Source organism: Rothia similimucilaginosa, from assembly GCF_029850985.2.
Taxonomy (GTDB): domain Bacteria; phylum Actinomycetota; class Actinomycetes; order Actinomycetales; family Micrococcaceae; genus Rothia.
The window spans coordinates 1919654-1933449 of the sequence record NZ_CM138149.1 but is presented as its reverse complement, the minus strand read 5'-3'; the positions used below and the strand labels follow the sequence as shown (position 1 = coordinate 1933449).

10 protein-coding genes are annotated in these 13796 nt (G+C 57.2%); 6 read left to right on the top strand and 4 right to left on the bottom strand.

Annotation, left to right across the window (positions count from 1 at the left end):
• Positions 1–2: 2 nt before the first annotated feature.
• Positions 3–968, top strand: coding sequence for an ABC transporter substrate-binding protein (locus tag QFX07_RS07905; RefSeq protein WP_279754997.1), 966 nt, complete (start codon positions 3–5; stop codon positions 966–968).
• A 145-nt stretch (positions 969–1113) separates the two neighbouring features.
• On the opposite strand, the gene QFX07_RS07900 is transcribed toward QFX07_RS07905, so the two are convergent.
• Positions 1114–2940, bottom strand: a complete 1827-nt coding sequence (locus tag QFX07_RS07900; protein WP_279754998.1) for an alpha,alpha-phosphotrehalase — start codon at positions 2938–2940, stop codon at positions 1114–1116.
• 402 nt (positions 2941–3342) lie between these two features.
• Here QFX07_RS07900 and ilvD point away from each other — a divergent pair, with 402 nt between their 5' ends.
• On the top strand, positions 3343–5187 hold the full coding sequence (ilvD, locus tag QFX07_RS07895; RefSeq protein ID WP_279741461.1) for a dihydroxy-acid dehydratase: 1845 nt from the start codon (positions 3343–3345) through the stop codon (positions 5185–5187).
• A 252-nt stretch (positions 5188–5439) separates the two neighbouring features.
• On the top strand, positions 5440–6474 hold the full coding sequence (locus tag QFX07_RS07890) for a 2-oxoglutarate dehydrogenase (protein ID WP_279754999.1): 1035 nt from the start codon (positions 5440–5442) through the stop codon (positions 6472–6474).
• Between the two features lie 88 nt (positions 6475–6562).
• Here the strand turns inward: QFX07_RS07890 and QFX07_RS07885 are convergent, their stop codons facing one another.
• A complete protein-coding gene (locus QFX07_RS07885) occupies positions 6563–6841 on the bottom strand; it encodes a putative quinol monooxygenase (protein ID WP_279741457.1) in 279 nt (92 codons plus the stop codon).
• Positions 6842–7111: 270 nt separating this feature from the next.
• Here QFX07_RS07885 and QFX07_RS07880 point away from each other — a divergent pair, with 270 nt between their 5' ends.
• Positions 7112–8308: an RNase H family protein gene (locus QFX07_RS07880; RefSeq protein WP_279755000.1), complete on the top strand. Its 1197-nt coding sequence runs from the start codon at positions 7112–7114 to the stop codon at positions 8306–8308.
• Between the two features lie 222 nt (positions 8309–8530).
• Here the strand turns inward: QFX07_RS07880 and QFX07_RS07875 are convergent, their stop codons facing one another.
• Together QFX07_RS07875 and cls are read right to left on the bottom strand one after the other, a co-directional pair.
• Complete coding sequence (locus tag QFX07_RS07875; RefSeq protein WP_279755001.1) at positions 8531–9088, bottom strand: hypothetical protein; 558 nt, start codon at positions 9086–9088, stop codon at positions 8531–8533.
• A 63-nt stretch (positions 9089–9151) separates the two neighbouring features.
• Positions 9152–10630, bottom strand: coding sequence for a cardiolipin synthase (cls, locus tag QFX07_RS07870; RefSeq protein WP_279755002.1), 1479 nt, complete (start codon positions 10628–10630; stop codon positions 9152–9154).
• Positions 10631–10805: 175 nt separating this feature from the next.
• Here cls and QFX07_RS07865 point away from each other — a divergent pair, with 175 nt between their 5' ends.
• Positions 10806–11477 (top strand): TetR/AcrR family transcriptional regulator, encoded by a 672-nt coding sequence (locus QFX07_RS07865; protein WP_279755003.1) that lies wholly within the window; start codon positions 10806–10808, stop codon positions 11475–11477.
• Between the two features lie 117 nt (positions 11478–11594).
• On the top strand, positions 11595–13337 hold the full coding sequence (locus tag QFX07_RS07860; RefSeq protein WP_279755004.1) for an MDR family MFS transporter: 1743 nt from the start codon (positions 11595–11597) through the stop codon (positions 13335–13337).
• Positions 13338–13796 lie beyond the last annotated feature (459 nt).

The window sequence follows — 13796 nt, the reverse complement described above, 5'->3', positions numbered from 1 at the left end:
CGATGAATCAGACACCTCAAACCTTCACGTGCCGCGCTGTATCTCGTCGCACTGCCCTAACCGCCGCTGGAACGCTCGGCATGGCGGGTATTCTCAGCGCCTGTGGGCTCAGCGGCGACAAAGTCTTCAGGGGCGAACACGAAGGAATCATCGTCGGCTCAGCAGCCTTCGCCGAATCCCAAATCCTCGCTGAAATCTACGCCGGAGCCCTCGTCTGGGCGGGCTTCAACGCCCGCACCCAGCTGAGTATCGGCGCCCGCGAAGCGTACCTGGGGGCACTGGCCTCCGGCGCGGTGGACATTATCCCGGACTACTCCGGCAACCTGCTACTTTACCTGGACCCGAAGGCTACAGCTAGTACTGCGCAGGAGATTCTGCAGGCGCTACCCGCCGCTCTCGGCACCCTCACCACGGGTGACTCCGGGGCTGAAATTCGCGCCCTGAACGCCTCCGAGGCGGAGGATAAGGATTCCCTGGTTGTTACCGCGCAGACTGCCCAAAAGTATGGTCTGCGAAGCCTTGAAGGCCTCGCTCCCCACTGTACGAATCTGAAGCTCGGCGCCGCCCCGGAGTTTGCTGAGCGCGCCTACGGTATCCCGGGTCTGAAAGAGAAGTACGGATGCGTCCCCGCCGAGTTTGTACCCCTCTCGGACGGCGGTGGTGCGCTGACCGTCAAGGCCCTGCTGGATGACACAGTGCAGGTGGTTGACCTCTACTCGACCACGCCCGCGATTGAGCAGAATCAGCTGGTGGTGCTGGAGGACCCGAAGAACATGATTTTGGCTCAACAGGTGCTGCCCATTATCAATACGTCGCGAGTTCCCGACTCCGCGGCGGAGGTTCTGAATCGTGTCTCGGCGAAGCTGACTACCGCCGATTTGCGCACCCTCAATGACCGTGTTTCGGGTACTTCTAAGCAAGAGCCCGCGCAGGCAGCGGCTACCTGGCTGAGTGAGCACGGTTTCTAAGACTCCGCCTGACATTACTCATAAATTCCTCTGCAGAAATAGGCGTAAACAAATCCGACCTGGCAATATTCTAGAAATAGAATATTGCCAGGTCGGATTATATCGCCCTCTTCCCACACATCTGGGTAGAGGCATACACTAGCTTTTAGTCCTCAATCAGTAGCGTCAGAGCCTCGTAGGCGCGCAGGCTCAGCGTCACTGTCTCAGCTGAATCAGATACGGCAGAGTCCGCCGCGGTGGAATCGACCGCAGAATTCTTGTAATTACACAACAGTACGTGACCGGAACGAATGAACTCAGCCGGAACCTCAACCTCGGTCGGTTCACCGTAGAAGTTTGTCAGCACCAGCAGGCGTTGCGCCAGGCTACCGTTCGCAGCACCAGCGGGCAGCTCACGCAGGTATGCAAACACCCGCTCGTGATCTAGCGCGTAGGGTGCGTACGAACCCACAGAGATGACCGGGTACTGCTTACGGAGGGCAATCAGGGTGCGGTAGTAGGGCAGAATCACGCCGTTACGTTCCTCATCCTCCACCGAAATACCGGCACCGGTTGCCGCATCACGCACCGGGGCGGGAGCCAGCCACGGCGACGCGGAACCAAACCCCGCAGTCGCCGGGTCCGCGGTCCACTGCATCGGCACACGCGAATTATCCCGAGCCTTCGACACCACAATCTCCAGAGCCTGGTGCTCGCTCAGACCGCGTTCACGCAGCATCACGTAGGCGTTGCGTGCCTCCACATCCACGTACTGCTCGATCGAGGAGTAGACCGGGTCAATCATGCCGATTTCCTCGCCCTGGTACACGTACGGGGTACCGCGCAGCAGGTGAATTACGGTCGCCAGCATGGTTGCCGACTCAACACGGTAACGCTCAACGTCACCAAAACGGTTCAGCACACGCGGCTGATCGTGGTTATTCCAGAACAGCGCATTCCAGCCGCCGCCGGCCTGTATACCCAGCGCCCAATCGTTCAGAATCTGCTTCAACTCGGCAAAACAGAACGGTACCTTTGACCACTTCTCGCCGTTCTCGTAATCTACCTTCAGGTGATGGAAGCTGAACACCATATCCAGCTCGTGGTTTGCTGGGTTGGAGTAGTCCACGCAGTTTTCGATGCTGGTCGAAGACATTTCGCCCACGGTCACGGTGTCATCATACTGACCGAACGAGGCACGGTTCAGCTGCTGAATGCGGGTGTGCACAATCGGGGTGTCGGTGTATTGTGCCTTGTCCACGGTGCCTTCGGGGGCGTCGAGCAGCTCTTCACCCTTACCGATGACGTTAATAACGTCAAAACGGAAACCGCGCACGCCCTTCTCGTACCAGAAATTCACGACCTTAAACAGTTCGTCGCGCACAGTCGGGTTGTACCAGTTCAAGTCTGCCTGGGTGCGGTCGTATAAGTGCATATAGAACAGGGGAGTGCCGTGCTCATCCGTGTACTCGCCAAAGCGGGACCAGCAGGAGCCGCTGAATTTCGACTCCCAGTTGGTCGGTTCGCGCAGCTGACTGTCCTCGGTGTACTTGCCGGGGCGAATGTAGAAGTAATCCCAGTACTCGCGCTCACCGGCGAGCGCACGCTGGAACCACTCGTGCTCGGTCGAAATATGGTTGAGGACCATGTCGAACATGACGCCCACACCGTGCTCGGCGAGGGCGGCAATCATCTCTTCGACGTCCTCCATGGTGCCCAGGTCGGGATTGATGGCGTAGTAGTCGGAGATGTCGTAGCCGTTGTCGTTCTGCGGGGAGGCGAAGAATGGGTTGAACCACACCATGTCTACGCCCAGGGAGGCAATGTAGGGCACCTTCTCGATGATGCCGCGCAAATCGCCGTAGGCGCCACCCGCTGAGGAGTAGAAGGACTTGGGGTACACCTGGTAGATGACGGAGGACGCGAAGTCTTTGCCACCTGCCGGGGTGGTTGCCGGGGTGAGGGTGGGCGATGCGGTGGGTGCCTGTGTCATGGAAACCTTCTGAAACGTATGCAGGGTTCAGCATGTATAAACCAGTGTGTTGGAAACGAACCGCCCCGGTGCTACGTACGCTGCTACGTATGCTCAGTGAGGCCCGTACGCGGCAGGCATAGTGCCCCGCCGCCTCCCGGTGCGTTCGCCGATTGAATATCGCCGCCCGCACCCTGGGCTCATTCCAGATTAGGGGGCATAATGGGGTGATGTCCCCATTTATCCCAAAGGGGGCAATTCTGCCGCAGATCCGGCACAACCCCCGTGGCCTCAACCCTCCCACTGATAGGCGGTTGCGGGCTCGTGCGCGTTTCGATGTATGAAACCAAAGTGACCCTGAGCTGAAGAGCGTTGGACGCCGCGCGTAAAATCAGTACTTGCATCACTACGGAAGGTAAAACAATGCCAGAACTGCGTTCACGTACTTCAACTCACGGCCGTAACATGGCTGGTGCCCGCGCCCTGTGGCGTGCCACCGGTATGGGCGATGACGACTTCGGCAAGCCCATTATTGCTATCGCGAACTCCTTCACTCAGTTCGTGCCTGGCCACGTGCACCTGAAGAATATGGGTGAGCTGGTTGCCGGCGCGATTCGTGAGGCTGGCGGTGTCGCCAAGGAATTTAATACCATCGCCGTTGATGACGGCATCGCGATGGGCCACGACGGTATGCTCTACTCGTTGCCTTCCCGCGATCTGATTGCTGACTCGGTCGAGTACATGGTTAACGCCCACCGTGCTGACGCGCTGGTGTGCATCTCTAACTGTGACAAGATCACCCCCGGTATGCTTCTAGCGGCTATGCGCCTGAACATCCCCACTATCTTTGTCTCTGGCGGCCCGATGGAGTCCGGCGAGGGCATTGAGGGTGTTGTTGAGCACCGCCTCGACCTGATTGACGCCATGGTGATGGCTGTTAACGACAGCGTCAGCGATGAGACTCTTGCTCAGGTTGAGAAGAACGCTTGCCCGACCTGTGGTTCGTGCGCGGGTATGTTCACCGCGAACTCCATGAACTGCCTAAATGAGGCGATTGGTCTGGCGCTGCCCGGTAACGGTACCACCCTGGCTACTCAGATTGCTCGTAAGGAGCTGTTCCTGGATGCTGGCCGCCGTATCGTTGAGTTGGCTAAGCGCTACTACGAGCAGGATGACGAGTCGGTTCTGCCCCGCTCTATCGCGACCAAGGAGGCGTTCGAGAACGCTATGGCGCTGGATGTGGCGATGGGCGGTTCAACCAACACTGTGCTGCACACCCTGGCGATTGCTCACGAGGCGGGCGCTGACTTCACTCTGGATGACATTGACCGTATTTCGCGTCAGGTTCCCTGCCTGGCGAAGGTTGCCCCGAACTCCACTAAGTACCACATTGAGCATGTGCACCGTGCCGGCGGTATCCCCGCCCTGCTGGGTGAGCTGAACCGTGCCGGCCTGCTGCATAAGAACGTTCATTCTGTTCATGCTGACTCGCTGGACGAGTGGCTGGATGAGTGGGATATCCGCGGTGGCAAGGCGAGTGAGAAGGCGAAGGAACTGTTCCTCGCGGCTCCCGGTGGCGTGCGCACCACTCAGGCGTTCTCTACCGCGAACAAGTACGAGTCCCACGAGACTGACTCCGAGAATGGTTGCATCCGCGCTGTGGAGCACGCGTACACCAAGGATGGCGGTCTGGCGGTCCTGTACGGCAACATCGCCCAGAACGGTGCGATCATTAAGTCCGCTGGTATTGATGAGGAACTGTTCCACTTCAAGGGTCGCGCTTTCGTGGTTGAGTCTCAGGATGAGGCTGTGTACGAGATCCTGTCGAAAAACGTGAAGGAAGGCGACGTTGTCGTCATCCAGTACGAGGGTCCGAAGGGCGGCCCGGGTATGCAGGAGATGCTGTACCCGACCTCCTACCTGAAGGGTTTGGGTTTGGGTAAGAAGTGTGCTCTGATCACTGACGGTCGTTTCTCAGGTGGTACTTCCGGTATTTCAATCGGTCACGTCTCCCCGGAGGCTGCTGCTGGCGGCGCAATCGGCCTGGTGCAGACCGGCGACGAGATTGAGATCGACGTGAACAACCGCATCCTGCGTGTGAACGTTTCGGATGAGGAGCTTGCTGCTCGCCGCGAGGCGAAGGGCACTGCACCGTGGCGTCCGTCGAAGCCGCGTGAGCGTCAGGTTTCGGACGCCCTGAAGGTGTATGGCATGCTGGCTGCTTCGGCTGATAAGGGCGGTGTGCGCATCCTGCCCGAGGACGCATAAGCCCCTCACGTATCGTGTGAGAATTTAATATATTGCCCTGATAGGCTAGCGCCCCGTTCCGCGGTTTTTCTGCGGGCGGGGCGCTGTTCTTTATCCGCGTCTTCGTCTGCTATCGTGGGATACCCGGCGCGGGGTATTGCCTTGTCAGTTGCGGTGCAGTAGGGTGTAAGGAGGTATTTAGGTACCCGCTTTACCGACTCAGTACAACCACTCAAATACAACGCAATTCGCAACCCTCACAAGGACGTATCCATGGTTACACTGCCCGCACGCGCACAGCGTGTTTTTACTCGTCGCGCTCTGGCGGCTCTTGCCTGCATCGGTGCGCTCGCTTTGAGTTCTTGCTCCGCTCAGCCGCAGGCTGATGAGTCTGAAACCACCCCGATGAAGATCGCGACTTCCTCGGCATCCGTTGATGCGAAGACCCTGTTTAAAGCGGCGGACGGCTCCTGGAAGCCGAATACTGTGCAGATTTCTGCCGGCCTGGATGCGCCTGCGACTTTTGATGCTGTAGCAACCCTGACCGATGAGCCGAGCACGGAGGCTGAGTACGAGGCGGCGTACGCTAAGGCGAGCGGCTCCGCGAACACTATTGATGCGGGCACCCGCTGCGGTGTGACGAGCCTGCTGGGTGGTTCTGCCGGTATTTACGTGTATGACGGTTCGGATTGTGCGAAGGCTCAGGAGGCGGTGCGTCTCTTCAACAGCCGCAAGAACCAGGACGGTTCGGCAAGTGTGGAGTGGTACCAGTGCGCTACGAAGGTGCAGGGTCGCGACTACATTACGGGTGCCTGCTTCATGCAGGGTGGTAGCGTTGAGAAGCCTAGCCTGGCGTTGATTCCGGCGCAGACCCGCATGCTCTCGGGTACGTTGACTTTCTCTAAGGCGTACGGCGGCGGCACTTTCGGTCAGGGCGATTCGGCGAAGACTGTTGAGGCGCTGCGTTTCACCAGTCCGGACTCTAGGGTCGCGTGCTCTCTGACCCCGTCGGGTGTGGATTGCCAGGCGCTGGTGGGTGTACCCCTGGATGGTTGGGATGCCGCCTCCGGTGCCGCGCAGCAGCGCGTGCATATGGTGCAGGGCCAGGCTCCTGCGGTGAGCCTGGTCGGTCAGACCGCCACCCCGGAGCCGGTGAATACCGAGGGTATTACTGCGCTACCTGCCGGTCAGGTGGTGACTGCGTACGGTTACACCTGCAAGTCGGTGAATACCGGTAAGGTGCATTGCGTGAGCGCGACGAATGGTTTCACTCTTGATTCGGTGGAGGTTGGCGTAGAACGCCGCTAGTGGCCGTGCTCGCTCGAAGGCTGATATATGAAGCTGCCGGGTCCCCCTCACATAGGGGGTACCGGGCAGCTTCGGTATTTAACGTTGTTTAGCGGAAGTTGACGATGCGAACGTCCAGCTCGGAGGAGAGCAGCGGCTCCCATGCGGCGACAGCCTTCTGGAAGTGCTCGGTGCCCATGTGCTTTTCGAGCAGTTCTTGGGATTCCCAACGCTCGATGAATGCGAAGTTGGTGTTGGAGATGGCACCGAAGTCGTAGCTGACGTTGCCTTCGTCCTGGCGGCTTGCGGTCACGAGCGGTTCGATGATCTTGAGGAATTCTTCGATGTGCTTGGGCTTGACGGATACTCCGGCGTAAACACCAATCATTGGGCTCTCCTTATGGGGTGGGCGGCGTGAGGCCGCGTCGTATATGACTCTTTTACCGTACACCTTCAACCCCGGTTCGGGGAGGCAATGGTCGTGGTTTTCACGTGCTGTGGCGGTGTCTGAGAGGATTTTCGGCTGGCCCATTCGCTTACCGTAAAAAAGGTATTTTATATTTGCGTGCCCCTTTCTTTTCGACCTATAAAAGAATGAGGATGATACACCGCATGAATGGAAGGAGACGCGGTATGGCACGCATGGGGGGTGACACTCATGGGATTTTCACCGGCGCATATCAAACGATGCACCCTGACTTGGGAGGCGCCCGACTATAGCGCTTCGTACCCTGCCGGGTACACGGATCATGGTGTTGCTGTGATTGCGGTAGCTCAAGAGCATCGTACGGCGCAGGGCTTCTGCTATTCAGCCTTGTCGACGGTGGTTTTTATTTCTAAACAGGACGGCACCCGTACCGTGGTGCATGAGGAGCCGATGCTTTTCACGCATGTTCATTCCCTCATGGAGCCGTGTGATGAGGTGCATCCCTGTCTGCTGGGCCGTGCGGTACTGATAGCGTGGGATGTGGTTCCGGAGCAGTACCGTCAGAACCTGGTCACGATTGCTGCTGATCGTAAGAATTTGAAGCAGCTTTTCCGTGATTGCGATCAGCTGAAGGCGATTATGGAGTACCGCGCCTTTGAGAAGGTGCTGGACCCGTACGATAACCATTCTTTGGGTGAAGTGCATGTGAAGCTTGCTGGCACGTCCGCCTATGAGCGGATGCATGCTGAGGTGTGTGCGGCACGTACCGCTGTGGATGAAATGGTGGAGGAAGCCCTGACCCCTCGACCGCTGGATCAGCTGCAGGACTATAGCGTTTTCACGGATTGTTCGTTCCGTTCGACTCACAATAAGAAGTATCAGCGTGGCGGCCGTATGGGTATCGCTGGCGTGAGTGAGGACGGCTTCTATTTTCATACCCACTATGATGGCGTGAATATTATGACCGGTGAGCTGTCGGCTATGTTAGCGGCGTATACGGTGTTCCATAGTGGGTCGCGCCGCCTGATTATTCACACGGATTCTTTGGGTGCGTTGACGTTTGTGTTGCGTTTGGCGCATAGCCGTGGGGCTTTTGAAGCCTGGGTTTCTGAGGGTATTCAGGATGAGCGTGTTGTAGCTCAGATGTGTGCTTTAACGGAAGCTATCCGCGAGAAGCGTGTGTTGGTGAAGCATGTTCCGGGCCATACGGGCCACGGTTTGCAGGAGAGTAGCGACTCTGTGTCGAAGATGCACCGCCATTTTCCGGGGCAGATTGTGGATAAGCGTCACCAGAGCGAGTTTAATCAGCGTTGCGAGTCGATTATTACTGCTTTGTCAGGTTGTGCGAAAGCTGTTCGCCTGCTTGCGCCGGAGTGGTTGCAGATTAAACCTTCTTCAATCCACACGGGAAACCGTTTATGGCGCTAAACTACTCAGGGTAGAAATGAACGCGCGATGCATTCGCCGCATACGAAGGTGTGCGATGTCGGAGGTGCCGCGTGTTTCTTTTTGCCCTTTGCCTTTTCTGCATGCGCTTGTGCGCGGCTGGCGTGTAGCACTGCTCTGGCTTGTGGCCCGGCGCATCCTGCGATGGTGCATACAAAAGCTCCCCTAATCTCGGTTAATCTGAGTGTCAGGGGAGCTTTGAGGTTATTTACCAGCGTGAGTGAACATAATCTTCACAATCGCGAGAACAATAACCGCGAGGGTGAGCCACACAGCGCTTCGGAAGGTACGCCAGCAGAGTGGCTCACCGCGGTAGCGAGCAATCGTGAAGTTGAGGCTAAAAATACGCCACACCACGGTCGCAAGACAGAGGAGAATAGTGCAGTCAAAAATGATGTCGTAGGTGGCGCCGGGTGGTAGGATTGCCGCCAGAATCAGCAACAGCACGGGGTACACGGTCGTACCCAGAATGGGGCTTGCGTTGCCCAGCGCGCGCTTGACGAATTCTCGCGGCGGGGTGCTGCCGTGCAGTACCCGGTACTCCTGCATTTCTGAGATGACGTGGGCAATGTAAGTGGTCAGACCGGTACCCGTAATGTAAAGGATCGCGGTGCCGTCAAAGATAGCGTTCGCGTCGTAGATGCTCAGCAGAGCCGCCAGCACCAAGAAATTACCGTAGGTGTACGCGGAAATGTGCTGGGCTACATCGTGTGCATCGAGTTCCGCGAATTTGCGCCGTGCTTTACGAAATAGAAGGGGCAACTGATAGTCCTTTAGCGAGTGCGGAGATGAAAACTCAGACCCTGCGAATGGGTAAAAAATAGTTTAGAGGAGCGATGACCATAGTCGGCAGAGGTTCTCCGTCATCTTGATACGGCGCGGGCGCTCCGCCCACTGGGTGTACAGCAGCGCGGTGCAGACCTGTTCGTATTCGGCGCATACTTCATCCAGCATCGCGACCATGCCGCGGTCAATGATGAACGTTGACACTTCCATGTTCAGCGAGAAGGAACGCGGGTCCATATTGGACGAGCCAATGAACGCGATTTCGTCGTCGACCATCATGAACTTGGAGTGCAACACGGTCGGGCTGGGGTATTGCAGAATACGCACGCCCGCCTGCAGCAGCTGCTCGTAGTAGGAACGCTGCGCCATGTTTGGCAGGAACTGGTCACCCTTCTCGCACACAATCACGGTGGTTTCAATACCGGAGTATGCGGCGTTCGTGAGCGCCTGCAGTAGGGTCTCTTCGGGCACGAAGTAGGGCGAACAGATGGTGATACGCCGCTCAGCATTGTAGATCAAGTAGTTGATGAGGCGCAGGTTGTTGTCAGTTTCAAAACCGGGACCGGAGGGAACAACCTGGGCGCGCATTCCATCCTCGTAGTAGGGGATAGTGGTGTTAATTTCTGCCAGGATCAGCTGGTTCGTTTCGGAGTACCAGTCGGAGACGAAAACGGCGTTGAGCTCTTCAACGATGGGGCCGGTGCAGGAGAAGGTCAGATCCTTCCACTCCAGACCCTTTTTGATGTTTTCAGGTAGATCGTAGGAGCGGTGAATAGCGTTCTGCGAACCGGAGAACGCGACGAGGCCGTCCACGACGAGGACCTTGCGGTGGTTACGCAGGTCGGGGCGTTGCCACTTGAGCTTCCACGGTTTGAGGGGCAGCATGAGGCGCCACTGCATACCCGAGTCGTTGAGCATTTTCACAAGCTTCTTATAGGACGGGTATTTGCGGGAGCCGATGTGGTCGATGAGTACGCGTACCTGTACACCGCGTTTGTGGGCGGCGAAGAGGGCGTCCCAGAGGACTGCGCTCGCCTCGTCGTAGGCGGTGATGTAGAACTCGAAGTGCACGTATTTGGTGGCGCGGTCTACTTCTTCTGCCATGGCGACCATCGCGTCGTGGTTGTCGGTGTGGAGGGTGAACTGGTTGCCGCCGACCAGGGGGAGCGAGCCGAGGGTGTAGTTGAGCTGGCTGGCTACCTTGGCGGGGTCGGAGAGGTCGTCGGTGCGGGCGATAAAGGGCTTGTTGTCGCTGGCTTCGCGAATCATATCGTTCATGGCGTGTTGGCGTGCGCGGCGGTAGGCGGGCAGGCGTGAGGAGCCGAAGAAGAGGAATGCGATGAACCCTACGAAGGGGATGAAGAAGATCGCCATGAGCCAGCCCAGTGCAACCACGGGTTTGCGGTTGTAGGGGAGCCAGCAGAGGGCCGCGAGTCGGATGAGGATATCGGCGATGCCGAGTGCGAGGCGCAGCCAGTAGGGCAGGAAGTCGAGGTAGGTGGGGGCAAATAAGTTCACCTCTCTATTATGCGATGTTTCGGGTGGGGCTTGGGGGAGCGGGTTTGCCGCTTTGTAGCGCGATGTGTCGGTATTGTGTTCCGGTGGTGGGGTTGGAGCTCAGCTGGCTTTGCTGTGAGCTTTAACGCCAAAAATGCACTTGAGCATTGTATGCAGTGATGAAATAATTGCAGTCATGCAGAAAAAAGAACAGAGTCTTCGCGAACGCCGCCGCGAACAAACCTGGACGGCAATCCATGAAGCAGCCCTCAAACGCGTCCGCAAACACGGGATGCGCGGAACCACCGTTGAAGAAATCGCCCAGGAGGCGGGCGTCTCCCCGCGCACCTTCTTCAACTACTTCCCCTCCAAAGAGGACGCCGTTCTGGGTCTGCGTGAGCCGGTGGTCAGCGAGGAAATCCTCGAAATAGACCGCGCCCACGAGGATGACAACACGATTATTCGTGTAACCCACCTTCTCTGGGAGGTCATTTTCCAGAGCTTCCACTACGCCAAGGGCAAGGATCCTCGAGCTCCCTATCAGGAGTTCCCCGAGTCCGCGAAACGATTGAAAATGCACTATATGAAGTGCGAACAAGTGCTCACCGAGTACCTCAACACCATTGATTGGGTGGCTTTTGATGCTGCTGGCCGCCGCGGCCCCTTCCCGCGCCGAACCCCCGCTGACCCGCTGACCGATCACTTCCGCGAGCGATCGCGCGCAAAGGTCCAGCTTGCCTCCGCGGTGCTTCGCCAGCTGGAGTTCGCCCGTGACCTGGAGGATAAAGAGGATATCGCCCGCCATATCCGCCAGACGGTGAAGACCTTCCAGTTCCTGCTTTTTGAGCAGAACCGACCCGCAATCTAACGGCGGTTCACTACTGCGAACGACAAAAGCCTGCTAGAACCGGATCGGGGCAACCGAATCAAGAACCCGGCGGGTGCTGACAACAAACACATATAGAACGTAACTAAGGATTAAACGATGAATGCAGAGGAAAAGAAACTACCCCAACCGTCAGCCGGTGAGGCTAAGCAGGAAAGTAAAAACCGCATTCGCGCTATGTTCCTGGGCCTGGTCATTGTGATGCTCATGTCCTCGCTGAACCAGACGATTCTGGCGCCGTCGCTGCCCACAATCGTCGGTGAGCTTCACGGCGTGGAGCACATGAGCTGGGTGATTACTATTTTCATCCTGCTTTCGACGATTACGATGCCGATTTACGGCAAGCTTTCTGACCAGTTCGGACGCAAGCCCTTCCTGATTTTTGCGATTGTCGCTTTCATGGCGGGTTCGATTGTTGGCGCGCTCGCGCAGAACATGAACTGGCTGATTTTTGCTCGCGCCCTGCAGGGTCTGGGTGGCGGTGGCCTGATGATTCTTTCTCAGGCGGTGATTGCTGATGTGATTCCTCCCCGCGACCGAGGCCGCTACATGGGTATTATCGGTGGCGTTTTCGCGTTCTCGTCGGTGGCTGGTCCACTGATTGGCGGCTGGATTACTGAGGGCCCGGGTTGGCGTTGGGCGTTCTGGCTGAACTTGCCGCTGGCTATTCTGTCGATTCTTGCGGTAATTTTCTTGCTGCCACACCGCCCGTTCCGTGAGCGCGAGAAGCACAACATTGACTACCTTGGTTCGCTGATTCTGATGGCGGGTACGAGTGCGCTCGTGCTTGCCACGATTTGGGGCGGTAATCAGTACGAGTGGATTTCACCGCAGATTATTGGTCTGCTGATTTTCTCAGTGGTTGCTGCGCTGGTGTTCATCCCGGTGGAGAACCGTGCGGCTGAGCCGATTATGCCCATGTACCTGTTCAAGAACCGTAACTTCCTGCTGACTCTGGGTGCTTCGCTGGCGCTGGGTGTGGCGATGTTCGGTGCGGTGGAGTACATCCCGACCTACCTGCAGATGGCGCTGGGTGTAAGCGCTACGGTGGCTGGTCTGCTGATGATTCCGATGATGGGTGTCATGTTGGTGGTGTCGATTGTGACGGGCCGCGTGGTGTCGAAGACCGGTCGTTATAAGCGTTATGTGACGACCGGTACCGCGATTGTGGCGCTGGGTCTGTTCCTGCTGTCGACCGTGACTGTTGAGACTCCGACCTGGCTGTTCTGTACGTACCTTGCGGTGATGGGTGCCGGTCTGGGTATGTCCATGCAGTTCTTGACTCTGATTGTTCAGAACGCGTTCCCGGTGAGCGTGGTTGGTACCGCGACGGCGTCGAATAACTTCTTCCGTCAGGTGGGTGCTACTGTGGGTGCCTCGCTGGTGGGTGGTCTGTTCACCTCGCGTCTGACCTCGCTGATTTCTGAGCGTATGCCGCAGCAGGCGCTGCAGTCTTCGGGTAGTCATGCGTCTTCGTCTCTGACTCCTGAGTTGGTGGCGTCTTTGCCGGAGCCGGTGCACGGCATCATTGTGAATGCGTATAACGATGCGCTGATTCCGCTTTTCCTGTACTTGGTGCCGCTGGGCCTGGTATCTACGCTGCTTCTGTTCTTCATTCGTGAGGATGCGCTGGCGACGACTCTGGAGACTGAGCCGGCTGTTGATATTGCCCGTGCGGCGACCGGCGCGATTCCGGTGATTACTCCAGAGATGGCGGCGAAGGATGCGCAGGCTCTGAAAAGCATGCGGGGCCCTACCCGTAGGACGATTCCCGAATCGTTGACTCTAGAAGCCTCGGATGAGTGGGTTGCTGGCTCAAAGGATTCGAGCATTAGGGGCTAGTTGCTCTTTCATAGAGTTGTAGAGGTGGCGCCCCGGTGCGAGCATTTTGCTTGCGCTGGGGCGCCGCTTTTGGGTGCGTTGCCTTAAATAGCGCACTTAAGAGGTGTGCCTTAGTGCTTGGTTTAGGGGTTGGAAGTGTTGGCTTAGTCCCTTAAATGGTGGGTTTACGTGGTGTTTTACCCTGTTAAACCGCTTATCGAAAAGGTTATTACGTCCCTATCTGGGGTTAATTGTTTCGGATGTAAAATTTTCGTAAAAATTGTTAATCCGCCCCTTTTCCCCGGTATTCCGGGGCATTTTTTTATTCAGCACTTTTTTAACTTGCGTACAGGCTGTTCTAAGGGGTGAAAGTACCCAATGTGGGTTTGGTGGAAGCGTTACGAGCTATATAAGATAAAGTAACTATGCTCCTAGTGACAGCCATCACGAAGCAGTGCGCTAGGGCCGCATGACACACAT